At 68.7% G+C, this 25,900-nt stretch carries 20 protein-coding genes and 2 pseudogenes; 15 read left to right on the top strand and 7 right to left on the bottom strand.

Annotation, left to right across the window (positions count from 1 at the left end; genetic code table 11):
• The 6 genes and pseudogenes from P409_RS38675 to serA form a co-directional block, all read left to right on the top strand.
• Positions 1-575: pseudogene (locus P409_RS38675) on the top strand (hypothetical protein); the annotation flags it as partial.
• Positions 576-680: 105 nt separating this feature from the next.
• Entirely contained in the window at positions 681-2,606 is a 1,926-nt protein-coding gene (gene ftsH, locus P409_RS03280) for an ATP-dependent zinc metalloprotease FtsH (RefSeq protein ID WP_034831647.1), read from the top strand.
• A gap of 4 nt (positions 2,607-2,610) precedes the next feature.
• Positions 2,611-3,909, top strand: a complete 1,299-nt coding sequence (gene folP / locus P409_RS03275; protein ID WP_052119977.1) for a dihydropteroate synthase — start codon at positions 2,611-2,613, stop codon at positions 3,907-3,909.
• Positions 3,910-5,268 carry a phosphoglucosamine mutase gene (glmM, locus tag P409_RS03270; RefSeq protein ID WP_034831645.1) on the top strand — a complete coding sequence of 453 codons (1,359 nt, stop codon included), beginning with the start codon at positions 3,910-3,912 and terminating at the stop codon, positions 5,266-5,268.
• Positions 5,269-5,489: 221 nt separating this feature from the next.
• On the top strand, positions 5,490-6,674 hold the full coding sequence (locus tag P409_RS03265; RefSeq protein WP_034831643.1) for a phosphoserine transaminase: 1,185 nt from the start codon (positions 5,490-5,492) through the stop codon (positions 6,672-6,674).
• Positions 6,675-6,801: 127 nt separating this feature from the next.
• A complete protein-coding gene (gene serA, locus P409_RS03260) occupies positions 6,802-8,379 on the top strand; it encodes a phosphoglycerate dehydrogenase (RefSeq protein WP_034831640.1) in 1,578 nt (525 codons plus the stop codon).
• 172 nt (positions 8,380-8,551) lie between these two features.
• Here serA and P409_RS03255 read toward each other — a convergent pair whose 3' ends face one another.
• From P409_RS03255 to P409_RS03240, 4 genes are read right to left on the bottom strand one after another with little or no spacing between them, the layout of a single operon-like run.
• Positions 8,552-9,490 carry an ABC transporter substrate-binding protein gene (locus tag P409_RS03255; RefSeq protein ID WP_034831638.1) on the bottom strand — a complete coding sequence of 313 codons (939 nt, stop codon included), beginning with the start codon at positions 9,488-9,490 and terminating at the stop codon, positions 8,552-8,554.
• A gap of 52 nt (positions 9,491-9,542) precedes the next feature.
• A complete protein-coding gene (locus P409_RS03250) occupies positions 9,543-10,541 on the bottom strand; it encodes an ABC transporter permease (protein ID WP_034831660.1) in 999 nt (332 codons plus the stop codon).
• 8 nt (positions 10,542-10,549) lie between these two features.
• Entirely contained in the window at positions 10,550-12,097 is a 1,548-nt protein-coding gene (locus tag P409_RS03245) for a sugar ABC transporter ATP-binding protein (RefSeq protein WP_052119976.1), read from the bottom strand.
• On the bottom strand, positions 12,094-13,119 hold the full coding sequence (locus tag P409_RS03240; RefSeq protein WP_152613225.1) for a LacI family DNA-binding transcriptional regulator: 1,026 nt from the start codon (positions 13,117-13,119) through the stop codon (positions 12,094-12,096). Before P409_RS03240 ends, P409_RS03245 begins: the two co-directional genes overlap by 4 nt.
• 249 nt (positions 13,120-13,368) lie before the next feature.
• On the opposite strand from P409_RS03240, the gene P409_RS03235 reads away from it, so the two are divergent.
• Positions 13,369-15,282 carry a calcium-binding protein gene (locus P409_RS03235; RefSeq protein ID WP_052119975.1) on the top strand — a complete coding sequence of 638 codons (1,914 nt, stop codon included), beginning with the start codon at positions 13,369-13,371 and terminating at the stop codon, positions 15,280-15,282.
• 36 nt (positions 15,283-15,318) lie between these two features.
• Here P409_RS03235 and P409_RS03230 read toward each other — a convergent pair whose 3' ends face one another.
• On the bottom strand, positions 15,319-15,966 hold the full coding sequence (locus P409_RS03230) for a TetR/AcrR family transcriptional regulator (protein ID WP_034831655.1): 648 nt from the start codon (positions 15,964-15,966) through the stop codon (positions 15,319-15,321).
• Positions 15,967-16,117: 151 nt separating this feature from the next.
• Between P409_RS03230 and P409_RS03225 the strand changes: the two genes are divergently transcribed.
• Together P409_RS03225 and P409_RS03220 are read left to right on the top strand one after the other, a co-directional pair.
• Entirely contained in the window at positions 16,118-17,266 is a 1,149-nt protein-coding gene (locus P409_RS03225) for an HlyD family secretion protein (protein WP_052119973.1), read from the top strand.
• 34 nt (positions 17,267-17,300) lie between these two features.
• Positions 17,301-18,884, top strand: coding sequence for an MDR family MFS transporter (locus tag P409_RS03220; RefSeq protein WP_034831631.1), 1,584 nt, complete (start codon positions 17,301-17,303; stop codon positions 18,882-18,884).
• 44 nt (positions 18,885-18,928) lie between these two features.
• On the opposite strand, the gene P409_RS03215 is transcribed toward P409_RS03220, so the two are convergent.
• The gene (locus P409_RS03215; RefSeq protein ID WP_081991188.1) at positions 18,929-19,789 is read right to left on the bottom strand and encodes a DUF2189 domain-containing protein; all 861 of its coding nucleotides are present in this window, start codon (positions 19,787-19,789) and stop codon (positions 18,929-18,931) included.
• A gap of 268 nt (positions 19,790-20,057) precedes the next feature.
• Here P409_RS03215 and P409_RS03210 point away from each other — a divergent pair, with 268 nt between their 5' ends.
• The 6 genes from P409_RS03210 (at position 20,058) to P409_RS03185 (ending at position 25,310) form a co-directional block, all read left to right on the top strand.
• The gene (locus tag P409_RS03210) at positions 20,058-20,447 is read left to right on the top strand and encodes a c-type cytochrome (RefSeq protein WP_034831628.1); all 390 of its coding nucleotides are present in this window, start codon (positions 20,058-20,060) and stop codon (positions 20,445-20,447) included.
• A 345-nt stretch (positions 20,448-20,792) separates the two neighbouring features.
• Positions 20,793-21,623, top strand: a complete 831-nt coding sequence (locus P409_RS03205; RefSeq protein ID WP_034831626.1) for a cytochrome c oxidase subunit II — start codon at positions 20,793-20,795, stop codon at positions 21,621-21,623.
• Positions 21,624-21,722: 99 nt separating this feature from the next.
• Positions 21,723-23,486 carry a cytochrome c oxidase subunit I gene (locus P409_RS03200; RefSeq protein WP_034831623.1) on the top strand — a complete coding sequence of 588 codons (1,764 nt, stop codon included), beginning with the start codon at positions 21,723-21,725 and terminating at the stop codon, positions 23,484-23,486.
• Between the two features lie 11 nt (positions 23,487-23,497).
• Complete coding sequence (locus P409_RS03195) at positions 23,498-24,202, top strand: cytochrome c oxidase subunit 3 (protein ID WP_034831622.1); 705 nt, start codon at positions 23,498-23,500, stop codon at positions 24,200-24,202.
• 11 nt (positions 24,203-24,213) lie between these two features.
• Positions 24,214-24,927 carry a heme-copper oxidase subunit III family protein gene (locus P409_RS03190; protein WP_034831621.1) on the top strand — a complete coding sequence of 238 codons (714 nt, stop codon included), beginning with the start codon at positions 24,214-24,216 and terminating at the stop codon, positions 24,925-24,927.
• A gap of 11 nt (positions 24,928-24,938) precedes the next feature.
• Complete coding sequence (locus P409_RS03185) at positions 24,939-25,310, top strand: cytochrome C oxidase subunit IV family protein (protein ID WP_034831620.1); 372 nt, start codon at positions 24,939-24,941, stop codon at positions 25,308-25,310.
• A gap of 138 nt (positions 25,311-25,448) precedes the next feature.
• Here the strand turns inward: P409_RS03185 and P409_RS38670 are convergent.
• Positions 25,449-25,900 (bottom strand): annotated as a pseudogene (locus P409_RS38670) (hypothetical protein); the annotation flags it as partial.

Here is a 25,900-nt window from a genome sequence, read left to right as displayed (position 1 = left end):
GGATCACCGCGGAGCTGGGCGTCCGTGCCGTGCGGCTCGACCCCGCGGGCTATGCCGCGATCGAACTGCCGGCCCTGCGGCAGGCGGATCCGGAGATCGCACGGCGCCTGCTGGCCTCCGTCATCGCCTGCATCGGCGGCGGCGTCGAAGCCGGTTTCGACGCGCTGGAGCGGCTGGCGGAGGCGTTGCAGGACGGTGCGCTGCTGGGTCGCACCCTGGGCCGCTGCCGCCTGCGCATCGCCGGCGACCGCTTGCTGGTGGTCCGTGAACGCCGCCATCTGCCGGAGATCGTCGGGGCAGCCCCCGGCACTTCCTTGCTTTGGGACGGCCGTTTCCGCATCGAAATGCCCGAAGAGGCTGCCGCGGACGATCGGATCGCAGCCTGGGGCGACGCGGCGACGCGGGGCGCGCGTCCCGACACTCTGCCCTTCGAGGTGGCCGCGGTGCTGCCGGCACTGTGGCGGAATGGCCACGTGCGGCGCCGGCCGGTCCTCGCGGGCGGGGACGAAAACAGCCTGTTTCTGCGGTTCGAGCCGCTTCGGCCGCTCCTGCCGAATGGATTCCCGGTTGTTTAGACGCGGCGCTATATTATCTACTAGCGAGCCTCCGGAGGCATTCCGGGGACCCACGACGCCGTGGCGCCGCGCAAGCGGTATGCGCGGGACATGAGGCGACCGTCCGTGAATAATTTCGGCAAGAACTTTGCGCTGTGGATCATCATCGGCCTGCTCCTCCTGGCGCTGTTCAACCTGTTTCAGACGTCCGGCGGGCGCAGCTCGCAGGGCGAGCTGGCCTATAGCGCGCTGGTGAAGGCGGTCGAGGACAAGCAGATCGCCGATGCCCGGATCCAGGGGCAGACCATCTCCGGCCACTACACCAACGGCCAGTCCTTCCAGACCTACGCGCCGGATGGCACCGACATCGTCAACCGGATGACCCAGAACGGTGTCCTGGTGCAGGCCGCGCCGATCGACGGCCCCAGCCCGCTGCTGAACATCCTGGTGTCCTGGCTGCCGATGCTGCTGCTGATCGGCGTCTGGATCTTCTTCATGCGCCAGATGCAGTCCGGCGGCGGCAAGGCCATGGGCTTCGGCAAGAGCCGCGCCCGGCTGCTGACCGAGCGCACCGGCCGCATCACCTTCGACGACGTCGCCGGCATCGACGAGGCCAAGCAGGAGCTCGAGGAGATTGTCGAGTTCCTGAAGGACCCGCAGAAGTTCCAGCGCCTGGGCGGCAAGATTCCGAAGGGCGTGCTGCTGGTCGGCCCTCCCGGCACCGGTAAGACCCTGACCGCCCGCGCGGTCGCGGGCGAGGCCAATGTGCCGTTCTTCACCATCTCGGGCTCCGACTTCGTCGAGATGTTCGTCGGCGTCGGCGCCTCCCGCGTCCGCGACATGTTCGAGCAGGGCAAGAAGAATGCCCCCTGCATCATCTTCATCGACGAGATCGACGCGGTCGGCCGCCATCGCGGCGCCGGCCTGGGCGGCGGCAACGACGAGCGCGAGCAGACGCTGAACCAGCTGCTGGTCGAGATGGACGGCTTCGAGGCGAATGAGGGCGTGATCCTGATCGCCGCCACCAACCGCCCGGACGTGCTGGACCCGGCGCTGCTGCGCCCCGGCCGCTTCGACCGCCAGGTGGTGGTGCCGAACCCGGACATCATGGGCCGTGAGAAGATCCTCAAGGTCCATATGCGCAAGGTGCCGCTGGCGCCGGATGTCGATCCGCGCACCATCGCCCGCGGCACGCCGGGCTTCTCGGGCGCCGACCTCGCCAACCTCGTCAACGAGGCGGCGCTGCTGGCCGCCCGGCGCGGCAAGCGCGTGGTCTCCCACGCCGAGTTCGAGGAGGCCAAGGACAAGGTCATGATGGGCGCCGAGCGCCGCTCGATGGTCATGACCGACGAGGAGAAGAAGACCACCGCCTATCACGAGGCCGGCCACGCCATCGTCGGCCTGTACGTGCCTGAGCATGATCCGATCCACAAGGCGACGATCATCCCGCGCGGCCGGGCCCTGGGCATGGTCATCAGCCTGCCGGAGAACGACCGCATCAGCTGGGCCAAGATCCAGATGGAATCGCGGCTGGCCATGACCTTCGGCGGCCGCCTGGCGGAAGAGCTGATCTTCGGGCCGGAGCGGGTGACCAGCGGTGCGTCGAGCGACATCCAGGCGGCGACCAACCTGGCCCGGGCCATGGTCACCGAATGGGGCATGTCGCCGAAGCTGGGGCGTCTGCGCTACAGCTCGAACGGCCAGGAGGTGTTCCTCGGCCATTCGGTGACGCAGACGCAGAACGTCTCGGAGGAGACGGCGAAGATCATCGACGAGGAGATGCGTCGCCTGATCGAGGAGGCCGAGACCAAGGCCCGCAACATCCTCACCGAGCACATCGACCAGCTGCACCTGCTGGCCAATGCGCTGCTCGAGTTCGAGACGCTGACCGGCGACGAGGTGCGGGGCCTGATCCTGCGCGGCGAGCCGATCGTGCGGCCGGAGCCGAATGACGAGCCGCCGCCGCCGAAGCGCCCGACCAGCGGCAAGCGCACCTCGGTGCCCTCAGGCGGCGCCAAGGGCATCGACCCGGAGCCGCAGCCGGGCACCTGACCGGATGGCGACTGACAAGACCCGCGGGCCGCGCTTCGACGCGGCCCGTGCCGTTTCCCTCTCCGACGATCTCGCGCCCTGGGCCGCCCGGCCCGGGGTGCGTGTGTATCTGCGCCCGCTCGGCCTGACAGATGCCGCCCCTGGCGCTTTGCCGCTGGCCGGCGGGCCGCTGTTCTTCGACCGGGTCGAGCTGGTCCTGCGGCGGGATCCCCCCTCACCCTCCCGTTCGCCAACGCGAACGGGCCCCTCCCTCTCCCCGAGGAGAGGGGAACCATCACCTCTCCCCCGGGGAGAGGTCGGAACCGCGGCAGCGGTTCCGGGGGAGGGGGCGGCACCGGCCCATCCGGCATCGGACATCGTCCGCGCCGTCGCCGATCTCGATACGCTGCGCCGCTGGGCCGGCCGCCACGACCTTGCCACCGCGATCGACGACCGGCTCGACAAGCTCACCCGGCCGCGGCCGGATTTCGCCGGCCTCGCCCTCGATCGCCCGCGGCTGATGGGCATCGTCAACGTCACGCCGGACAGCTTCTCCGACGGTGGCGACTTCGCCGACTCCAGCCGCGCGATCGTCCATGGCCTGGCGATGGCCGAGTCGGGGGCGGAAATCCTCGATATCGGCGGCGAATCGACCCGGCCGGGCGCCGCCCCGGTATCGGCTGAGGAAGAGATCGCGCGGATCGAGCCGGTGATCCGCAATCTCGCCAACCGAGGCCTGGCCGTGTCGGTCGATACCCGTCACGCCGTGGTGATGCAGGCGGCGCTGGCCGTCGGCGCCCGCATCGTCAACGATGTCACCGGCCTGACCGGCGACCCCGCCAGCCTCGGCGTTGTCGCCCGCGCCGGCTGCCCGGTGGTGCTGATGCACATCCAGGGCGAGCCGCGGACGATGCAGCAGAACCCGGTCTATGACGACGTGTTGCTCGACGTGTTCGACTGGCTGGAGGAACGCGTGGCAACCTGCGCCGCTGCCGGGATTCCCTTGGATCGCATCGCGGTCGACCCCGGCATCGGCTTCGGCAAGAGGTCGCTGGACCACAACCTGCCGCTGCTGCGCGGCCTGTCGCTGCTGCACGGCCTCGGCTGCGCCGTGCTGCTGGGCGTGTCGCGCAAACGCTTCATCGGCACGCTGTCCGGTGCCGCCGACCCGAAGGCGCGGGGGCCCGGATCGGTCGCGGCGGGGCTGTACGGCGTCGGCCAGGGGGTGCAAATCTTACGGGTGCATGACGTCGCGGAGACGCGGCAGGCGCTGGCCGTGTGGTCGGCGCTGCAGGTGGGGATCGAGGCAGAGGCAGGGGACTAGATGACGCGCAAGCTGTTCGGGACCGATGGCATCCGCGGTCGTGCGAATGTCGAACCGATGACGGCTGAGACGGCGCTGAAGGTGGCGACGGCGGCGGCGGCGCAGTTCCGCCGCGGCGACCATCGCCACCTGGTGGTGATCGGCAAGGATACGCGCCTGTCCGGCTACCTGCTGGAGCCGGCGCTGACCGCCGGCTTCATCGGCGCCGGCATGGACGTCACCCTGGTCGGGCCGATTCCGACCCCGGCGATCGCCATGCTGACCCGGTCGCTGCGCGCCGATCTCGGCGTGATGATCTCGGCCTCGCACAACCCGTACGAAGACAACGGTATCAAGCTGTTCGGGCCGGACGGCTACAAGCTGTCGGACGATGTCGAGCGCGAGATCGAGGACCGCATCGCCCAGCCGGCGGAGGACCAGCTGGCCCCCGCAGCCCGGCTCGGCCGCGCCCGGCGGCTGGACGACGCCTCCGGCCGCTACATCGAATACGCCAAGAACACCTTCCCCAAGGGCCTGCGGCTCGACGGGCTGAAGGTGGTGGTCGACTGCGCCAACGGCGCCGCCTACAAGGTCGCCCCCGCCGTGCTGTGGGAGCTGGGGGCCGAGGTCGTCACCATCGGCGTGTCGCCGGACGGGCTGAACATCAACAAGGGCTGCGGCGCCACCGCGACCGACGTGATGCAGCAGGCGGTGGTGGCCCATGGCGCCCATCTCGGCCTGTCGCTGGACGGCGACGCCGACCGGCTGATCATGGCCGACGAGACCGGCCGCCAGATCGACGGCGACCAGCTGATGGCGATGATCGCGCGCGACTGGTTCTCCGGCGACCGCCTTGCCCAGCCGGCGGTGGCGGCGACGGTGATGTCGAATCTCGGCATGGAGCGGTTCCTGGGTGGTCTCGGAATCAACCTGATCCGCACCGCCGTGGGCGATCGCTACGTGGTCGAGACCATGCGCGAGCGCGGCCTCAACCTCGGCGGCGAGCAGTCCGGCCACATCGTCATGAGCGACTATGCCACCACCGGCGACGGGCTGATCGCAGCGCTGCAGGTGCTGGCGGTGATCCAGCAGGCCGGCCGGCCTTCCAGCGAAGTGTTCCGGGTGTTCGAGCCGATGCCGCAGCGTTTGCGCAGCGTCCGCTTCACCCCGGTGCCGGGCGCGCCGTCGCCGCTGGAGCAGGCGCCGGTGAAGGACGCGATCGCCGCGGCGGAGGCGAGGCTCGGCAAGGACGGCCGCCTGCTGATCCGCAAATCCGGCACCGAGCCGCTGATCCGGGTGATGGCCGAGGGCGAGGACGCGGCGCTGATCGAGGCCCTGGTCGGCGAGATCTGCACCACGATCGAGCACGCGGCGGCGTAAGGCATCACCACCCCCTCTATTGTCATTGCCGGGCTTGACTCGGCAATCCAGGGGCCACCAAGAGCTGTTCTGGAAAACCCCTGGATCCTCGGGTCAAGCCCGAGGATGACAGTGAAAGATTGGATAGGCTCCAAATACCGGTTGACGGAACCGGGGTGATCTCTATCCTCCGCGGCGGGCCACGTCCCCCCACCGGGACGCTGCTATCTGGAAGGATAGACATGACTGCGAGTGCGCTCGCCCCCACGCCCGGACTCCGTCCGCGCAACCCCAATTTCTCCTCCGGTCCCTGTGCCAAGCGTCCCGGCTGGTCGCTCGAGGCGCTGCAGAACGCCGCCCTCGGCCGGTCGCATCGCGCCGGCATCGGCAAGGCCAGGCTGGCCGACGTTATCGAGCGGTCGAAGCGCGTGCTGCGCATGCCCGCCGGCTGGCGCCTGGCCATCGTGCCGGGATCGGACACCGGCGCCGTCGAGATGGCGCTGTGGACCCTGCTCGGCGCCCGCGGCGTCGATCTCCTGGCCTGGGAGAGCTTCGGCGAGGGCTGGGTCACCGACGTCGTCAAGCAGCTGAAGCTGCCGGATGTCCGCACCTTCAAGGCGCCTTACGGCGAGCTGCCGGATCTCGGCCAGGTCGATTTCGACCGCGACGTGGTGCTGACCTGGAACGGCACCACCTCCGGCGTGCGCCTCGCCAATGGCGACGCCATCCCGGCGAACCGCCAGGGCCTGGTGATCTGCGACGCCACCTCGGCCGCCTTCGCCATGGACCTGCCGTGGGACAAGCTCGACGTCGTCACCTGGTCCTGGCAGAAGGTGCTGGGCGGGGAGGGGGCTCACGGCATGCTGGCCCTGTCGCCCCGCGCGGTGGAGCGGCTGGAGAGCTACACCCCGGCGTGGCCGCTGCCGAAGGTGTTCCGCCTGACCTCCAAGGGCAAGCTGGCCGAGGGCCCGTTCAAGGGCGAGACCATCAACACCCCGTCGATGCTGTGCGTCGAGGACGCGATCGACGGCCTCGCCTGGGCCGAGGAGATCGGCGGGCTGGATAAGCTGATCGAGCGGTCGGAGAACAATCTCGCCGCCGTGGCCGCCTGGGTCGCGCGCACGCCCTGGGTCGACTTCCTGGCGGCGGATCCGGCCGTCCGCTCCTGCACCTCGATCTGCCTGAAGATCGTCGACCCGGCGGTCACGGCGCTGGACGACGAGGCGCAGGCCGCGGTGCCGAAGAAGATCGCCTCGCTCTTGGAGAAGGAAGGCGTCGCCTTCGACATCAACGGCTATCGCGACGCGCCCCCGGGCCTGCGCATCTGGGGCGGCGCCACGATCGACACCGCCGATCTCGAGGCGCTGCTGCCCTGGCTGGACTGGGCGTTCGACCGCGCCCGGGCCGAGCTGAAGCTGGCCGCCTAGTCTCTCTCGTTCTTCCCATTGAACCCGTCATCCCCGCGAAAGCGGGGATCTCTTCCGGACCGAGCCGTCCGACGCCATTGAGATTCCCGCTTTCGCGGGAATGACGGAGAAATTCTGGAGCACAGCGATGCCCAAGGTTCTCATTTCCGACGCCCTGTCCCCGGCCGCCGTCGCCATCTTCCGCGACCGCGGCGTCGAGGTCGACGTCAAGACCGACCTGAAGCCCGAGGAGCTGCGCGCGATCATCGGCCGGTATGACGGCCTCGCCATCCGCTCGGCCACCAAGGTGACCAAGGAGGTGCTGGCCGCCGCGACCAACCTCAAGGTCGTCGGCCGCGCCGGCATCGGCGTCGACAATGTCGACGTCCCGGCCGCCACCCAGCGCGGCGTGGTGGTGATGAACACGCCCTTCGGCAACTCCATCACCACCGCCGAGCACGCCATCGCGATGATGTTCGCGCTGGCCCGGCAACTGCCGGACGCCAACGCCTCGACCCATGCCGGCAAGTGGGAGAAGTCCCGCTTCATGGGCGTCGAGCTGTTCGGCAAGACGCTGGGCCTGATCGGCTGCGGCAATATCGGCTCGATCGTCGCCGACCGCGCCATCGGCCTGAAGATGAAGGTCATCGCCTACGACCCGTTCCTGTCGCCGGAGCGGGCGCTGGACCTGGGGGTGGAGAAGGTCGAGCTGGACGGGCTGTTCCAGCGCGCCGACTTCCTCAGCCTGCACACGCCGCTGACCGACCAGACCCGCAACATCATCGACGCCGCGGCGATCGCGAAGATGAAGCCGGGCGTGCGCATCATCAACTGCGCCCGCGGCGGGCTGATCGTCGAGGACGACCTGCTGGCGGCGCTGAAGTCCGGCCACGTCGCAGGCGCTGCGCTCGACGTCTTCGCGGTCGAGCCGGCGAAGGAGAGCGCCTTCTTCGGCCTGCCGAACGTGGTCTGCACCCCGCATCTGGGCGCCGCCACCACCGAGGCGCAGGAGAATGTAGCGCTGCAGGTGGCCGAGCAGATCTCGGACTTCCTCCTGTCCGGCGCCGTGACCAACGCGCTGAACATGCCGTCGGTGACGGCGGAGGAGGCGCCGAAGCTGAAGCCGTATCTCGCCCTCGTCGAGCAGCTGGGCGGCTTCGCCGGCCAGATCACCGAGACCCGGCTGAAGGCGGTCAACATCACCTATGAGGGCGATGTCGCCCAGCTGAACACCCGGCCGATCACCAGCGTCATCCTGGCCGGGCTGCTGCGGCCGCTGCTCGACAGCGTCAACATGGTGTCGGCGCCGGTGATCGCCCGCGAATACGACATCGATGTCAGCGAGACCAAGCGCGAGACCTGCGAGGACTACCACACGCTGGTGCGGCTGACGGTGACGACCGAGCGCCAGACGCGGACGATCGCCGGCTCGCTCTTCGCCGGCACCAAGCCGCGGATCGTCGAGCTCGAGGGCATCTCGCTGGAGGCCGAGGTGGCGCGCAACATGCTGTTCGTGCGCAACGAGGACAAGCCCGGCTTCATCGGCCGTCTCGGCACGGTGCTGGGCGATGCCGGCATCAACATCGCCAACTTCAACCTCGGCCGCCGGCCCGAGGGCGGCAGCGCCCTGGCGCTGGTCTCGGTCGACAGCCCGGTGGCGGAGGAGATCGTCAAGACCGTGCAGGGCCTGCCCAGCGTCGTGCAGGCCAAGGCGCTGAACTTCTGAGCCTGTCGCACTGACCGAATGGAAAACTCCGGCCCGAGGCCGGAGTTTTTCTTTCTGTACCCCCCCCCTCTTTGTCATGCCCGGGCTTGACCCGGGCATCCAGAAACTGTCGACATCTTCTGGATTGCCGGGTCAAGCCCGGCAATGACAGCAGGGGGAGTGGATCAAGCCCTCAGAACGGCGAGTCTGGGTAGTAGAACTCCTTGGCGTTGTCCTTGGTCACCAGCGTGGCGTCCAGGATGTAGCGGCCGCGCACCGGCAGGTGGTCGTAGAGATTGGCGGCGGTCAGGTCCATCGCCACCGCGACCATGGCCGGCGGGTACAGCACGTCGACCGGGATCATCTTGTCGCCGTCCATCACCTTCTTGACCATGTCCTTCATGCCGGCGCCGCCGACCACGAACTTGATGTCGCTGCGGTTGGCCTGCTTGATCGCCTCCAGCACGCCCACGGCCATGTCGTCGTCCTGGCACCACACCGCGTCGATCTTCGGGTATTTGGCCAGGTAGTCCTGCATCACCTTGAAGGCGTCGTCGCGGCTCCAGTTGCCGAACTGCTTGTCCAGCACCTTGATGCCGCTGCCGGCGATCGCCTCGTCGAAGCCCTTGATCCGCTCCTCGTCGATCACGATCGGCAGGCCGCGGATGACGACGACGTCGCCGGTGCCCAGCGTGTCCTTGATGTATGTGCCGGCGACGCGGCCCAGTTCCGGGTTGTTGCCGGCGACGTAGAGGTCCTGGATCGACTGGTCGCTCAGCGCCCGGTCGACCACGGTGACGAAGACGCCCTTCGACTTCACCTGGCGGATCGGGTCGGTCAGCTCGTCGGAGTTGTGCGGCAGGGCCACCAGCGCGTCGATGCCCTGGGTGGTCAGGTCCTCCAGCGCATTGGCCTGGGAGGCGCCGTCCGGCGAGGTCTTGACGATCACCTTCAGCCCCGGATAGCGGGCCTCCAGCGCCTTCGCCTGCTCCTGCGCGTGGTAGACCACGCCGCCGGTCCAGCCATGGTCGGCGGCCGGGATCGACACGGCGATGGTCTTGCTCTCCTGCGCTTGGGCGGCGCCGAAGGCCAGCAGGGCCGCGGCGGTCAGGCCAATCAATCTGAGATGCATGAATTCCTCCCCTGGAATCGAGCCCCTTGCGGACGGGCGGCTCTGCCCCGCTTTACCCGCCCGGCCGGCGCAGCAGCGACCGCTGCACCAGCATGGCGATGATGATGATGGCGCCCTGCACCGCGCCGATCAGGTACTCGCTGACCAGGTTGGACAGGGTCATGATGTTGCCGACGACCTCCAGGATCAGGGCGCCGCAGATCGTGCCCCAGATCCGGCCGACGCCGCCGCGCAGGGCGGTGCCGCCGACCACCACGGCGGTGATCGCCTGCAGCTCCCATAGGAGGCCGGTGGTGGTGGTGGCGGAGCCGAGGCGCGGCACATAGACCAGCACCGCCACGGCGACGCAGACGCCCTGGATGACATAGGTCAGGGTGCGGATCCGGTCGACCGAGATGCCGGAGTAGCGGGCGACGTCCTCGTTCGATCCGACGGCGCGGACATGGCGGCCGAACGGGGTGCGGTACAGCACGAAGGCGCCCAGCGCGCCGACCGCCAGGATCACCAGGATCGGCACCGGCACGCCGAACACCGTGCCGAAATAGACCGGGCGATAGAGCGCCCGCAGGTCGGGCGCCTTCATCGCGATCGACCCGCCCTCGGCCAGCCAGATCAGCAGGCCGCGGAAGATGCCCATGGTACCGAGGGTGACGATGAAGGGCTCGATCCGCCCGACCGTGGTGATCAGCCCGTTGCCCAGGCCGCACAGCGCGCCCAGCACGATGGCGACGGCCATGGCGAGCGCGATCAGCGTGGCACCGTCGCCCAGCGGCGCCGCGTTCATCAGCAGGATCATGCAGCCGGCGACGAAACCGGCCATCGACCCGACCGACAGGTCGAGGCCCCCCGCGGTGATGACGAAGGTGGCGCCGACCGCGATGATGGCGATGAAGGCGCTGCGCGTTGCCACGTTCAGCAGGTTGTCGGCGCTGAGGAAGTTCGGGTTCAGCAGGGCACCGACGACGATCAGCACCGCCAGAGCGGCGAAGGGCGCTGCGGCGCGGATGTCGAAGCGGGGGCCGCGCCGGGTGGTCGTATCGGTGGTGGTCATGGTGCTGCTCATGCGGTCCCCGCCGATGCCATGGTCTTCACGCCGGTGGCGTAGGTCACGATCTCGTCCTCGGTCATCGCATCGCCGCTGACCTCGCCGACGATGCGGCCGGACCGCATCACCAGGATGCGGTGGCACAGGCCGATCAGCTCCTGCATCTCCGAGGAGATCACGATCACTGATTTCCCCTGGACCGCCAGCTCGGCGACGAAGCGGTAGATCTGCTGCTTGGTGCCGATGTCGATGCCGCGCGTCGGCTCGTCGATCACCACGATTTCAGGCTCCAGCAGCATCATCTTGCCCAGCAGCAGCTTCTGCTGGTTGCCGCCCGAGAGCTGCCCGGCCAGCAGGTCGCGGCGGCGGGTGCGCACGTCGAAGGCGGCGATGGCGCGGTCCAGCTCCTGCCATTCCTTCGCCGTGTCGATCACCGGCCCGCGGGTGAAGCGCTTCAGCGCCGCCAGGGTCAGGTTGATGCGCAGGTCCTGGGCCAGCAGCAGGCCTTTGCCCTTGCGATCCTCGCTGAGATAGACGATGCCGGCCGCCATGCTGTCGCGCACCGTGGCGAAGCGCACGGGCCTGCCGTCGCGGCGGATCTCGCCCTGCGCGGCGCGCAGCCCCAGCACGCCCTCCAGCAGCTCGGTGCGGCCGGCGCCGACCAGTCCGGCGAAGCCCAGGATCTCGCCGCGCCGCAGGGTGAAGGAGGCGTCATGGGCGTAGCGCGGCACGGTCATGCCGCGGACCTCCAGCACCGGGTTGCCGGCCGGGGCGTCGGTGTGCGGCGGGTAGAGATTGGCCATGTCGCGGCCGACCATCATCCGCGCCATGTCCAGCGGCTCGAGATCCACCGCGTCATGGGTGCCGACCAGCCTGCCGTCGCGCAGCACCGTCACCCGGTCGGCGATCGCCTTCACCTCCGGCAGCCGGTGCGAGACGTAGAGCACGGCCACGCCCTTGGCCCGGATGTCGTGAATGACCTGGAGCAGCGCGTCGGTCTCATGCGTGGTCAGCGACGCCGTCGGCTCGTCGAAGATCACCACGCTGTGCGGCACCAGCAGCGCCCGCGCGATCTGCACCAGCTGGCGCTGGGCGATCGACAGCTGGGCCACCGGCACGGCCGGGTCGATCTCCGCCCCCAGCGACCGCACCGCCTCGGCCGCGCGGGCGTTCATGGCGCGGTCGTCGACCCTGAAGCCGGCGGCCAGGCCGCGCCGCTTCTCGCGGCCCAGGAACAGGTTCTCGGCGACCGTCAGATGCGGCGCCAGCAGGATCTCCTGATGCACCAGCACGATGCCGTGCCGTTCGGCATCGACCGGGCCGGTGAAGCGGATCGGCGCGCCGTTCATCGCGATGGTGCCGGCGGTCGGCTCGAGATGCCCGGCCAGGATCTTCATCAGCGTCGACTTGCCGGCGCCGTTCTCGCCGATCACGGCATGGACCTCGCCCGGCTGCAGGTCGAAGCCGACCTCCTGCAGCACGGCCACCGTGCCGAAGGTCTTGCCGAGGCCCTGGACGGACAGCATCGGCCCGTTCGCCGGACGAGGGGAGGGGGCGCTCATGGCATGTTGTCCCGGATGAAGATGTCGATCCGGATCCGCTCCTGGTCCGGCACGATCGGCGCGCCCTCGCGCAGCGCCAGCAGCACCCGGACGCTGCTGCGTGCCATATGGCCGGCATCCTGGTTGATGACGGCGTCGATGGTGCCGCGCACCAGGTGGCGACGGGTGAACTCGGTCAGCTCATGGCCGATGAAGACGATGTCGCGGGCCCGGCCGGTCGCCTCCAACGCCGCGACCACGCCCTGCTGGCCGCCGCCGACATTGTAGAGGCCGACCAGGTCCGGGTTCTCGTCCAGCAGGGTGTGGGCCGCGGCCTCGACCCGGGCGGTGTCGTCGCGCGCCTCGCGCAGCGGCAGCACCTCCAGTTGCGGGTATTCGCGGGCGATCACCTGCTCGAAGCCGAATTGCCGCTCGATATGGTCGCGCAATTGCAGGGAGCCCGCGATCAGCCCGACCTTGCCGCGGCGCGGTCCCAGGAAGCGGCCCAGCAGGCTGGCGGCGGTGCGGCCCGCGGCATGATTGTCGAGCCCGACATAGTGGCGGCGCCTGACGCCCGGAAGGTCCGATACCAGCGTCACCACCGCTGTGCCGCGGGTGGCCAGGGCATTCAGCGCCTCGGCCACCGCCGGATGGTCCAGCGCCACCACGGCGACGCCGTCGATCTCGGCCGGCAGGCGCTCCAGCGCCTCGGCCAGGGCCTCGCCGTCGAAGACGTCGACCAGCAGCACGTCGATCGCCACCCGCTCGGCCTCGTAGCGGCGGGCGAGGGCGCGGAACTCCCGCTCCAGAATATGCATGAAGTCGTTGCTGCCGACCGGCAGGATCGCGGTGAAGCGGAAATCGCGCGCCCGCGACAGGCGCGACGCCAGCCGGTCCGGCTCGTAATGCAGCTTTTCGACCGCCGCTTTCACGCGGTCGACCATGCGCGCATGGGTGCCGGCACGTCCGTTCAGCACGCGATCGACGGTCGCGACGCTGACGCCGGCTTCCCGCGCGACGTCTTGCAGCGTCGTCCTGGCCACGGAAGCCCCTCCCTGGATTGAAGGGATATCATCAAAATTTGATGAAGGGAAATCAAACCGGGTGAGGGCGCGCCGCCGCGTTGCGGTTCAGCCCCGGCTTTTCGATATCGACGCGATTCAAGCGGAATCGAACCGTGTCCCGGCAATTTTCCGCTGGATTCCGCCGCACAGGTCGCGTTCCTTTCTGCGGCTTAACGCAGATCCGTGGCTGTATCGCCGGTCACGACTTTTTTGACGGAGATCGTTGGAATGGCGGATTTCACGGGAACGCCGGGCGCCGATTTCTTTCCCGGCACGGCCGATGCCGACACGGTCAGCGGCCTGGGCGGCAATGACGTGCTCGGCGGCGCCGGCGGCGACGATACGATCGATGGCGGTGACGGGGACGACCAGGTCACCGGGCACATCGGGAACGACATCCTCCACGGCGGGGCGGACCAGGACACGGTCGACGGTGGCGACGGCAACGACACCCTCAACGGCGATGACGGCAACGACGTCCTCGTCGGGAGGGCAGGGGCCGATGTGCTGAACGGCGGGGCCGGCAGCGACTTTGTCGACTATTTCAGCTCGCCGGCCGCCGTGACCATCGATCTCGGATCGGGCGGCGCCGGGGCCGGCGGCGATGCCGAAGGCGACACCTATTCGGGCATCGAGAAGCTGAACGGCAGCAATTTCGGCGACCACCTGACGGGCGATGCGGGCGACAACCAGCTCTGGGGCTGGGACGGCGACGACACCCTCTCGGCCGCCGGGGGCGACGACCTCGTCAATGCCGGCTCGGGCGCGGACCGGCTCTCAGGCAATGACGGCAATGACCAGCTGAACGGGGGGCTCGGTGATGACCGGCTCGACGGCGGCGCCGGGGCCGACCAGCTGGGCGGGCAGGATGGCATCGATACCGTCGACTACACGACCTCGTCCGCGGGGGTCACCATCGACCTGGCGGCCGGCACCGGCAGCGGCGGCGACGCCCAGGGCGATACGCTGTCCTTGATTGAGAACGTGACCGGCTCCGCCTTCACCGATCACCTGTACGGCTCCGCCGGCGACAATGCGCTGAGCGGCGGCGCTGGCGACGACACGATCCGCGGCGGCGCCGGGTCCGACGCCCTCGACGGCGGCGCGGGGTCGGATTTCGCCAACTACCAGGGCTCGTCGGCGGCGGTGAACGTCAACCTGCTGACCAACGTCAACACCGGCGGCGACGCGGCCGGCGACACGCTCGCCAATATCGAGAACCTGTACGGCTCCAGCCACGACGACACGCTGACCGGCGATGCCGGCCGCAACATCATTGGCGGCGAGCTCGGCAACGACACGCTCATCGGCAATGGCGGCGACGACTCGCTCTCGGGCGAGGCCGGCAATGACAATCTCGACGGCGGCGACGGCAACGACCGGCTCGTCGGCGGCGACGGCGTCGACACCATCCATGGCGGAATCGGCAACGATTCGATCGATGCCGGCACCGGCGACGACATCGTCTCCGGCGACGACGGCGACGACACCATCGTCGGCGGCGCGGGGAACGACCAGATCGACGGCGGCGCCGGCAATGACCTCATCCACGGCGGCGAGGGGACCGACGCCATCACCGGCGGTGCCGGCATCGACACGGCGTCCTATGCCGGCTCCTCTCAGGGGGTGACCATCAACCTCCAATCCGGCACCGGCTTCGGCGGCGACGCCGAGGGCGACACGCTGACCGGGGTGGAGCAGGTCTACGGCTCCGCCTTCGCCGACAACCTGGCCGGCGACGGCGGCAACAACACCCTCTGGGGCGGCGACGGCAACGACACGCTCCAGGGCGGGGTCGGCGCCGATTTCCTGAAGGGCGGGGCCGGCAACGACACCTTCGTCTATGCCAACGTCACCGAGAGCACCGTGGCGGCGTCGGGCAAGGACACGATCGCGGACTTCTCGACCGGCGACAAGATCAGCCTGCTGGCGATCGACGCCGACGGCAACCCCGACAACGGCGACACCGCCTTCGCCTTTGGCACCGGCGGCTTCACCGGCGCCGGGGCGGAGATCCGGGTGGTCGATTTCGGCGATGGCCGCCAGGGCGTCTATCTCGACGTCAACGGCGACAAGCAGCCGGACTCGATCATCACCGTCCTGTCCGATCACGGCCTGACGGCGGCAGATTTCGTGCTGTAAGGCCACAGCCCGCGGCGGCCCCGTCGCCGCGGGCGCCTAGCGCGGCACTTGGCAGCCGTGCAGGAAGATCTCCACCGCCTCGACGATGCGGTGGTCGTTCTCCGCCGCCGTCGGCAGCGGGGCGACGCCGAGCGTGGCGGCGCGCAACGGCTCGGCGATGGTCATCGAGACCAGCATCTGGGCTGTGGTCAGGTTGTCCTCGAACCGCAGCACGCCGTGCCGGCGCTGCGTCTCCAGCCAGGCGGCCAGCGCCTGGGCGTTGCGCACCGGGCCGGCCTGGTAGAAGGCGTGCGCCATCGCCGGAAAGCGCAGCGATTCGGCATAGACCAGCCGGTTCAGCGCCACCGTCTCCTCCGACAGCACCAGCCGCGTCAGCTCCTGCAGGAACTGGCGCAGCGCCTGCTTCGCCGCCGCCGGGTCGGGTCCGGCATCGTGCCCGATCGGCGACCGCAGCGCTTCCGACCGCGCATCGATCACCGCCTCCAGCAGATGCTCCTTGGTGTCGACGAAACGGTAGATCGTCTTCTTCGAGACGCCGGCCGCCTGGGCCACTGCCTCCATGCTGGTCGCGCCGAAGCCCTGCGCCAGGAAGATCCGGGTCGCCGCCTCCAGAATCAACCGCCTAGTCTCCTCGTCGCTGCGCAGCGGCGGCCGCCCCCGCGGCCGTTTCGGCGTTTCCTGCATGTCTGGCCCCTCGGTCGCGCATTTGCGCATTTCGCCTTCATCTCCCATCTTTGGGTGGAAACCGTCAAGTTTCCTAAATCGCCACGACGATCCTGCCGCTCCTGGAGACGGCCGGCGCCCCGGGCGGTTTCGGCTTTGGAGGGCAATTGTCATGACCCATCAGGTTCAGCCGGCCCAGCTCCGCACCGCTCCGGCGCCGGAGGCCAGCACGGCCCCGGCCGCGCCGGCACCGGCGCCGCGCCGCCTCGGCAGGAAGCTTCTGCTGCTGCCGTTGGGCGCCATCGTCCTGGCCGGCGCCGTGTGGTTCGGCTGGAACTGGTGGACTGTCGGCCGGTTCCAGGAATCGACCGACGACGCCTATGTGAAGGCCGATTCGACCACCATCGCGCCGAAGGTCTCGGGCTATATCGGCGAGGTCCTGGTGCAGGATAACCAGGCGGTGACCGCGGGCCAGCCGCTGGCCCGGATCGACGACCGCGACTATGCCGTGGCGCTGGACCAGGCCAAGGCCAATGTCCTGTCCGCCCAGGCCGACATCGCCGATGCCGATGCCGCGATCCAGCAGCAGGCCGCAGCAATCGAGCAAGCGCGTGCCACCGTCGGGGTCGACCAGGCGGCGCTGACCTACGCCCAGCAGCAGTTCGACCGCTACACCGCCCTGGCGCGCACCGGCAACGGCAGCGTCCAGAACGCGCAGCAGATGACCGCCAATGTCCAGTCGGCGACGGCGACGCTGCAGCGCGACCAGGCAGCGGTGACCGCGGCCGAGAAGCAGCTCGACGTGCTGAAGGCCCAGCTGGAGAAGGCGAAGGCCGCGCTGGCGGCCGACCAGGCGGCGCAGCGCCAGGCCGAGCTGAACCTCGGCTACACCACCATCACCGCGCCGATGGCCGGCACCATCGGCAACCGCACCCTGCGCGTCGGCCAGTACGTCCAGGCCGGCACCCAGCTGATGGCGGTGGTGCCGCTGGCCGAGACCTACATCGTCGCCAACTTCAAGGAAACGCAGCTGACCGACGTGCATCCGGGCCAGCCGGTCGACATCTCCGTCGACATGTTCCCGGACGCCGACATCCACGGCCATGTCGACAGCCTGTCGCCGGCCAGCGGCCAGGAATTCGCCCTGCTGCCGCCGGACAACGCCACCGGCAACTTCACCAAGATCGTGCAGCGCATCCCGGTCAAGGTCGTGCTCGACCGCGACGACCCGCTGGCGGGCCAGCTGCGCCCCGGCATGTCGGTGATCGCGACGATCAACACCAAGCAGGACGCCACGAAGCAGGATTCGGCCGCGCATTGAGCGCGGCAGATCCGCGGCCCGGAGGGCCACAGCGATGTCTTCCGCCACCACCACCGCCGGCGCCCCGCCGGCCGACCGCGCCAGCCTGACCACCTGGATCTCGGTGTTCTCCGGCCTGCTCGGCGCCTTCATGGCGGTGCTGAACATCCAGATCACCAACGCCTCGCTGCCGCAGATCGAAGGCGGCATCGGCACCGGCGTCGACAACGGTGCCTGGATCTCGACCTCCTACCTGATCGGCGAGATCATCGTCATCCCGCTGACCGCCTATCTCAGCCAGGTCTTCTCCTTCCGTCGCTTCCTGCTGGTCAACACCACGCTGTTCCTGGTGTTCTCGGTGGCCTGTGCATTCGCCGCCAATCTCGGCGAGATGATCCTGCTGCGCGGCATCCAGGGCTTCACCGGCGGCGTGCTGATCCCGATGGCCTTCACGCTGGTGATGACCAAGCTGCCCCTGTCGCAGCGGCCGATGGGCATGGCGCTGTTCGCCATCACCGCCACTTTCGCGCCAGCGATCGGCCCGACCATCGGCGGCTGGCTGACCGACAATTACGGCTGGGAATACATCTTCTACATCAACCTGGTGCCGGGCGCCTTCATGCTGGCCGGGCTGGCGGCGACGCTTGAGCGCGAGCCGATGAAGCTGCACCTGCTGAAGGAGGGCGACTGGTTCGGCATCGGCGCCATGGCGATCGGCCTGGCCTCGCTGCAGACGGTGCTGGAGGAGGGCAACAAGGACGACTGGTTCGGGTCGCCCTTCATTGTCCGGCTGGCCGTCATTGCCGCCGTCTTCCTGACGCTTTTCATCTGGATCGAGCTGCGGGTGGCGAAGCCGGCCGTGGACCTGCGGCTGCTGCTGCGCCGCAACTTCGGCTTCGGCACGCTGGCCAATGTCTTCCTGGGATTCGCCCTCTACGGCAGCGCCTATCTGCTGCCGCAGTACCTGGCGCAGGTGCAGGGCTACGACTCGCAGCAGATCGGCGAGGTGATGGCCTGGACCGGCCTGCCGCAGCTGCTGATCATCCCGCTGGTGCCGATGCTGATGGGGCGGATGGACGCCCGCTGGCTGGTGGCCGGCGGCCTGCTGGTCTTCGCCGCCAGCTGCTTCATGAACATCAACATGTCGCTGGTTTATGGCGGCGATCAGCTGCTGGTGCCGAATATCGTCCGCGCCATGGGGCAGGCGGTGGTGATGGCGCCGCTGTCGGCCATCGCCATGGCCGGCATCGCCCGGCACGAATCCGCCGCCGCCTCGGGCCTGTTCAACATGCTGCGCAATCTGGGCGGCGCCTTCGGCACCGCGCTCCTGGGCACCATCGTGACCAAGCGCGAGCAGTACCACTCGAACATCATCGGCCAGTCGGTGTCGATGTTCCAGGAGGCGACGCGGACCCGCATCGACCAGCTGACCCGCTATTTCCTGTCGAGCGGTGTGTCCGACCCGGCCACGGCCAAGCACCAGGCGGTGATCGCCATCGGCAAGACCGTGCACGCGCAGTCGCTGGTGATGGGCTTCAGCGACACCTTCGCCGTGCTGGGCGTGATCCTGCTGGCCTCGGCCGCCTGCGTCTTCATCATGAAGAAGGGGGCCGCCGGCGGAGGTGGGGGAGCCCATTGACAAGAGTAGGTTGGGTTCGCCCGAAGGCGAACCCAACCTACGGGCTAATTCACCAGCTTGCGGTACAGGTGCCAGGTGGCGTGGCCGAGCACGGGCATGACCACGATCAGCCCGACGAACAGCGGGATCGAGCCCAGCACCAGCCCGGCGGCGACGATCACGCCCCAGGCCGCCATCGGGATCGGGTTGGCCGCCACGGCACGGACCGAGGTCCAGATCGCCGTGTCGGCGCCGACGTCGCGGTCGAGCAGCAGCGGGAAGGACACCACGCCGATCGCCATCGCCGCCACGGCGAAGACCAGGCCGACGCCGCAGCCGACCACGATCAGGGTCCAGCCGGCGGCGGTGCCGAACACCTGGCTGAGGAAGGTGGCGATCGAGGCCGGCTCGCCCGGGCCGAGGGTGTTGTTGTAAATGACGTTCGCCAGGAACATCCACAGCACGAAGATCGCCGCCAGGATGGCGCCGACCGTCAGGATGACACCGAAGCGGGGCGTGCGCAGCACGCCGAAGGCGGCGCCCCAACTGGAGGGCTGACCCATCTCCCGCCGCCGGCTCATCTCATAGAGGCCGATCGCGGCAAAGGGCCCGATCAGGGCGAAGCCCGAGGCCAGCGGGAACAGCAGCGGGATCATGTCCTGCCCGACCATGGCCCGCGCCAGCACCAGCCCGACCACCGGATAGATCAGGCAGAGATACAGCACGTCGGTGCGGTAGTGGCCGAAATCCTCGAAGCCCTTGGCCAGGGCCTCGCGCAGGTCGTGCAGGCCGATGCGGTGCACCGCCGGCGCCAGGGTGTTCGGATTTTCCTCGGCGTGGAACACGCTCTGGCCGCCGGTGCGCAGGGCGTGGCCGCCGAATCTGAGCTGGTCCGCTCCCCATTCCAGGGGGTTTCGGATGGTCATGTCCGTTCCTCCCGAACCTGTGTTCGAGGGGGCGCGCTCGACCGTGGCAGTGCGGCCGGGATGGCCGCCGGTCACGCTCGCCGCGACCCGCCATGGACCAAAGTATAACCCGGCTGCGGCATTCCGTCCCCTGTCTTTCTTGACATGAAGACGGCAGCCGCAGCGCCCCGAATCGCTCGGGCCTTGAAGGGGCGGGCGGAAAGCCGGAGTATCGGCGCATCGGCAACGTCCGATACAGCCAGCATGCAGCCAGCCAGGAGGAAGCGTGATGATGCGTTCGACCCTGATCGGTGCACTCGCGTTGATGGCTCTGACAACCGGCGCCCGGGCCGACGGCGACCCGGCGGCCGGCGAGAAGGTGTTCGCACAATGCAAGGCCTGCCATCAGATCGGCGAGACCGCCAAGAACGCCGTGGGGCCGGAGCTGAACGGCCTGTTCGGCCGCCATTCCGGCTCGGTCGCCGGCTACAACTATTCGGACGCCAACAAGAATTCGGGCATCACCTGGGACGAGACGGTGTTCCGCGAATATATCAAGGCCCCGCGGGCCAAGATCCCGGGCACGAAGATGACCTTCATCGGCCTGAAGGACGATCAGAAGATCGACGACCTGATCGCCTTCCTCAAGCAGTTCGACGCCGATGGCAAGAAGAAGTGAGGCGCCGGGCCCGGTTGACCGAGGTCGTTGACAATCGAGCGGGCTGACCCGCATCATCAATTTACAGGCCAAGGCCGGACAAGTCTGTTGCTGCACGGGTCGCCCTCGCGTCGACCATGACGCGGGGACGGCCGGGCCAGACGGAGAAGCCGGCCGGCCTCGACGAGTGCGAAGGCCGCTGTCCATGACGATGTGGCCCAATTTAGGGGGAGACTGCCGCGCCGGGCCGATGGGCCGGGGCGCCCCGGGCTCCCTCGCTGTGCCGCCACATCCGCTTCCCGGCCCGAGACGACCGTTTCCCGGCCTTCGCGTCGATGCCATCGCGCAAGACGGGGGTGACCGCAGATGAAGACCGCGCTCGTCCTGGTTCTGGTCGCCGTCGGCTCGGTGGTGTTCCACCTGCTGAGCCCCTGGTGGTGGACCCCGATCGCCTCGAACTGGCACTACATCGACGGCACGATCGAGATCACCTTCTGGATCACCGGCGTGGTGTTCACCGCGATCGTGCTGTTCACCGCCTATTGCGTCTGGCGCTTCCGCCACCGCGAGGGCAACACCGCCGACTACAAGCCGGAGAACAAGCGGCTGGAGGGCTGGCTGACCATCATCACCGGGGTGGGGGTGGCGGCGATGCTGGCGCCCGGCCTGGTGGTCTGGGCCCAGTTCGTCACCGTGCCGAAGGAGGCCACCGAGGTCGAGGTGCTGGGCCAGCAATGGCAATGGGCCTACCGGCTGCCGGGCAAGGACGGCAGGCTCGGCGCCGCCTCGACCCAGATGGTGACGGCGGACAACCCGTTCGGCATCCACGCCGACGATCCGGCCGGCCTGGACGACGTGCTGATCCAGGGCGGCGAACTGCATCTGCCGATCGACAAGCCGGTGAAGATGCTGCTGCGGTCGGTCGACGTGCTGCACGATTTCTACGTGCCGCAGTTCCGGGCGAAGATGGACATGATCCCGGGCTCGGTCACCTATTACTGGTTCACGCCGACCCGCACCGGCACCTTCGAGGTGCTGTGCGCCGAGCTGTGCGGCACCGGCCATCCCTATATGCGCGGCACGGTCGTGGTCGACGCCCAGGCCGATTACGACGCCTGGCTGCAGCAGCAATCGACCTTCGGCCAGGTCTCGGCGCTGCCGGTGCCGGCCGCGCACGAGGTGGCCGCCGCGAACTGAGTCCGGCCCCGCGAAGGGGAGGGGCCGCGAGGAGGAGCATCAGCCGGCCGGGACGATCCCCGTCGATCCCGGCCGCGGAGGAAGCAGGAGGACAGGCCAATGGTCGACGTCATCCGCGAACCCCTCGACCCGGTGCCGCCGGCCGAGGTGCCCGATGTCGAGCTGTACCACCCGAGAAGCTGGCTCACGACCTGGGTGTTCTCGCAGGACGCCAAGGTCATCGCCGTGCAATATGCCGGCACGGCGCTGGCGATCGGCTTCGTGGCGCTGGTCCTGTCCTGGATGATGCGGCTGCAGCTGGCCTTCCCGGATTACTTCTCCTTCATCGATGCCAACGGCTACTACCAGTTCATCACCATGCACGGGATGATCATGGTGATCTACCTGCTGACGGCGCTGTTCCTGGGCGGCTTCGGCAACTACCTGATCCCGCTGATGCTGGGCGCGCGGGACATGGTGTTCCCCTATGTCAACATGCTCAGCTACTGGATCTACCTGCTGGCGGTGCTGGTGCTGGTGGCCGGGTTCTTCGTCCCCGGCGGGCCGACCGGGGCGGGCTGGACCCTGTACCCGCCGCAGGCGATCCTGTCCGGCACGCCGGGCGGGCGCGACTGGGGCATCCTGCTGATGCTCGGGTCGCTGATCCTGTTCATCATCGGCTTCACCATGGGCGGGCTGAACTACGTCGTCACCGTGCTGCAGGCGCGGGCGCGGGGGATGACGCTGATGCGGATGCCGCTGACGGTGTGGGGCATCTTCACCGCCACGGTCATGGCGCTCCTGGCCTTCCCGGCGCTGTTCGTCGCCTGCGTGATGATGCTGCTGGACCGCCTGCTGGGCACCAGCTTCTTCATGCCGGCCCTGGTCGAGATGGGCGAGCAGCTGAAATACGCCAGCGGCAGCCCGATCCTGTTCCAGCACCTGTTCTGGTTCTTCGGCCATCCCGAGGTCTACATCGTCGCCCTGCCGGCCTTCGGCATCGTCTCCGACCTGATCAGCACCCACGCCCGCAAGAACATCTTCGGCTATCGCATGATGGTGTGGGCGATCGTCGGCATCGGCGCGCTGAGCTTCATCGTCTGGGCGCACCACATGTATGTCAGCGGCATGAACCCGTATTTCGGGTTCTTCTTCGCCACCACGACGCTGATCATCGCCATCCCGACGGCGATCAAGGTCTACAACTGGGTGCTGACCCTGTGGCGCGGCGACATCCACCTGACGCCGCCGATGCTGTTCGCCATCGCCTTCATCGTCACCTTCGTCAATGGCGGGCTGACCGGGCTGTTCCTTGGCAATGTCGTGGTCGACGTGCCGCTGTCCGATACCATGTTCGTGGTCGCCCATTTCCACATGGTGATGGGGGTGGCGCCGATCTTCGTGGTGTTCGGCGCGATCTACCACTGGTACCCGAAGATCACCGGCCGGATGCTGGGCGACACCATGGGCAAGATCCATTTCTGGGTCAGCTTCGTCGGTGCCTACGCGATCTTCTTCCCGATGCATTATCTCGGGCTGATCGGCGTGCCGCGACGCTATTTCGAGCTCGGCGAGACCGCCTTCGTGCCGCCCTCGGCCCATGACCTCAACATCTTCATCACCGCCGCGGCGCTGACCGTCGGCGCGGCCCAGCTGCTGTTCCTGTTCAACCTGATCTGGAGCCTGCGGCACGGCCGCGAGGCCGGCGGCAACCCGTGGCGGGCGACGACGCTGGAATGGCAGACGCCGGAGACGCCGCCGCCGCACGGCAATTGGGGGCGCGAGCTGCCGGTGGTCTATCGCTGGGCCTATGACTACAACGTGCCGGGCGCGGCGCAGGATTTCCTGCCGCAGAACATGCCCGGCGCCGTGCGCCACGGCTGAGGACGCCGGCCGTGGTCATCGTCACCGTCTTCATGCTGGTGCTCGGCGGGCTGGCCCTGTGGTGGCTGGCCCGGCAGGGGCTGATGGAGAAGCCGTGGCTGCAGGAGAGCACGGTCGGCAACGTGCCGCCGACCGGCGCGTCGCGGCGGCCGACCGCCATGATCGGCCTCGGCGTCTTCCTGACCGTCGCCGGCGCGCTGTTCGCCCTGCTGGTCAGCGCCTATTCGATGCGCATGGCGATGCCGGACTGGCGGGCGCTGCCGGTGCCTGCGCTGCTGTGGATCAACACCGCGGCCCTGGCGGCGGCCAGCGTCGGCCTGCAATGCGCCCAGGCGGCGGCGCAGCGCGGCGACCTGGCCGACACCCGCACCGGCCTGCTGGCCGGCGGCGCCGCTTCGCTGGTGTTCGTCGTCGGGCAGCTCCTGGCCTGGCAGCAGCTGCATCTGCTGGGCTATTTCCTGGCCACCAACCCGGCCAATTCCTTCTTCTACCTGGTCACCGCGGCGCATGGCGCACATGTGCTGGGCGGCCTGGTGGCCCTGGGCCGCACCGGTGCCCGGGCCTGGCGCAACCATGATCCCGACAGGCTGCGCGTGAGCGTCCAGCTATGCACGCTGTACTGGCATTTCCTGCTGCTGGTCTGGCTGATCCTGCTCGCCCTGCTGACCGGCTGGGCGGACCGCTTCGCCGAGATCTGCAGCCGGATGCTGAGCTAGGGGAGGAGCCGATGGCCGAAGCCGATATCGCCGGACCGATCATTCGCCCGAAGGGCTGGCAGGGCATCTCCGCCGACTGGTCGTCCGACCAGCGCGCCTTCAAGAGCGCGTCCTGGGGCAAGGCGATGATGTGGATCTTCCTGCTCAGCGACACCTTCGTGTTCGGCTGCTTCCTGCTGTCCTACATGACGGTGCGGATGTCGACGACCGAGACCTGGCCGAACCCGAGCGAGGTGTTCGGGCTGACCGTCGGCGGCGAGTCTGTCCCGCTGCTCCTGATCGCGATCATGACCTTCGTGCTGATCAGCAGCAGCGGCACCATGGCCATGGCGGTGAATTGCGGCTATCGCCGCGACCGGGTGAAGACGGCGGTGCTGATGCTGGTGACCGCGGCCCTCGGCGCCACTTTCGTCGGCATGCAGGCCTTCGAATGGACCAAGCTGATCCATGAGGGCGTGCGGCCCTGGGGCAACCCCTGGGGTGCGCCGCAATTCGGATCGGCCTTCTTCATGATCACCGGCTTCCACGGCACCCATGTCACGATCGGGGTGATCTTCCTGATCATCATGGCCCGCAAGGTGCTGCGCGGCGACTTCGACACCGGCCGGCGCGGCTTCTTCACCAGCCGGCGGGGGCATTACGAGATCGTCGAGATCACCGGCCTGTACTGGCACTTCGTCGATCTGGTCTGGGTGTTCATCTTCGCGCTGTTCTATCTGTGGTGAGGGACGGGGCCATGGCACACGCCACCGCGCATATCGACGAAGGGCACGGGTCGTCGCAGCCCGTCGCCCATGCCGAGGGCCAGCAGCACCCGATCAAGCTGTATCTGGTGGTCTGGGGCTGGCTGTTCGTGCTCAGCGCCTGCTCCTACCTGGTCGACTACTTCGCCCTGCAGGGCCTGTTGCGCTGGGGGCTGATCCTGATCTTCATGATGCTGAAGGCGGGGCTGATCGTCGCCGTGTTCATGCATATGAAGTGGGAACGGCTAGCCCTGGTCTACGCCATCATCCTGCCGCCCGCGGCACTGCTGGTCTTCGTCGCCATCATGGTGGCGGAGTCCGACTACACCCTGCTGACCCGGGTGCTGTTCCTGGGCGGGCAGTAGGGCGGGGGGCTCCCCACCCTCACATTGTCATCCTCGGGCTTGACCCGAGGATCCAGGGGCTTTCAAGAACAGCTCTTCATGGCCCCTGGATTGCCGGGTCAAGCCCGGCAATGACAGGAAGGGAAAGACCAAGCGCACCTACCCCCGGATCACCCCATCGGCGATCTCGCGGATCAGCTCCGGCAGCACCTCGAAGGCGTAGGGGCGGTGGATGCGCTCCAGCGGCGTGTGGTAGTCGCGGCCCCAGGGACCGGCATTGACGATCGGGATCTGGGCCAGGGCCGGGCCGTCGGGCCAGGGCAGGCCGGCGCCCCAGGCCGGAGTGTCGGCGGCGATGGCGGCGACCGAGCTCTCGTCGCCCGTGCCGAGGAAGCTCATGTCGGAGATGCCGGGGAACCAGGGCTCGATCCCGATCGTGGTGCCGTGGCGCGCCGCCACCTTGGCCGCGGCCGCGCGCGTCGCCCGCTCCAGCCGCTGCCCGGCCTCGTTCGCGCCCAGCGATACCGGCAGATAGGGCATCGACGCCAGGCCCAGCACCACCGCCGGGCCGCTGCGGCCGCTCAGCCGCCACAGCGCCTCGGTGATCCGCC

Origin of the sequence: Inquilinus limosus MP06, from assembly GCF_000767795.1 — a bacterium.
GTDB classification, from domain to species: domain Bacteria; phylum Pseudomonadota; class Alphaproteobacteria; order DSM-16000; family Inquilinaceae; genus Inquilinus; species Inquilinus limosus_E.
Note: the sequence above shows the minus strand (reverse complement) of the source record. Positions and strands in the feature narration are given on the sequence as shown.

Coding starts and splice junctions, on each gene's coding strand:
- P409_RS03185 (WP_034831620.1), top strand. CDS start 24,939: ATGGCACACGCCACCGCGCATATCGACGAAGGGCACGGGTCGTCGCAG.
- P409_RS03190 (WP_034831621.1), top strand. CDS start 24,214: ATGGCCGAAGCCGATATCGCCGGACCGATCATTCGCCCGAAGGGCTGG.
- P409_RS03235 (WP_052119975.1), top strand. CDS start 13,369: ATGGCGGATTTCACGGGAACGCCGGGCGCCGATTTCTTTCCCGGCACG.
- P409_RS03205 (WP_034831626.1), top strand. CDS start 20,793: ATGAAGACCGCGCTCGTCCTGGTTCTGGTCGCCGTCGGCTCGGTGGTG.
- P409_RS03225 (WP_052119973.1), top strand. CDS start 16,118: ATGACCCATCAGGTTCAGCCGGCCCAGCTCCGCACCGCTCCGGCGCCG.
- P409_RS03255 (WP_034831638.1), bottom strand. CDS start 9,490: ATGCATCTCAGATTGATTGGCCTGACCGCCGCGGCCCTGCTGGCCTTC.
- P409_RS03250 (WP_034831660.1), bottom strand. CDS start 10,541: ATGACCACCACCGATACGACCACCCGGCGCGGCCCCCGCTTCGACATC.
- P409_RS03210 (WP_034831628.1), top strand. CDS start 20,058: ATGATGCGTTCGACCCTGATCGGTGCACTCGCGTTGATGGCTCTGACA.
- P409_RS03200 (WP_034831623.1), top strand. CDS start 21,723: ATGGTCGACGTCATCCGCGAACCCCTCGACCCGGTGCCGCCGGCCGAG.
- P409_RS03245 (WP_052119976.1), bottom strand. CDS start 12,097: ATGAGCGCCCCCTCCCCTCGTCCGGCGAACGGGCCGATGCTGTCCGTC.
- P409_RS03220 (WP_034831631.1), top strand. CDS start 17,301: ATGTCTTCCGCCACCACCACCGCCGGCGCCCCGCCGGCCGACCGCGCC.
- serA (WP_034831640.1), top strand. CDS start 6,802: ATGCCCAAGGTTCTCATTTCCGACGCCCTGTCCCCGGCCGCCGTCGCC.
- P409_RS03265 (WP_034831643.1), top strand. CDS start 5,490: ATGACTGCGAGTGCGCTCGCCCCCACGCCCGGACTCCGTCCGCGCAAC.
- folP (WP_052119977.1), top strand. CDS start 2,611: ATGGCGACTGACAAGACCCGCGGGCCGCGCTTCGACGCGGCCCGTGCC.
- glmM (WP_034831645.1), top strand. CDS start 3,910: ATGACGCGCAAGCTGTTCGGGACCGATGGCATCCGCGGTCGTGCGAAT.
- P409_RS03215 (WP_081991188.1), bottom strand. CDS start 19,789: ATGACCATCCGAAACCCCCTGGAATGGGGAGCGGACCAGCTCAGATTC.
- P409_RS03230 (WP_034831655.1), bottom strand. CDS start 15,966: ATGCAGGAAACGCCGAAACGGCCGCGGGGGCGGCCGCCGCTGCGCAGC.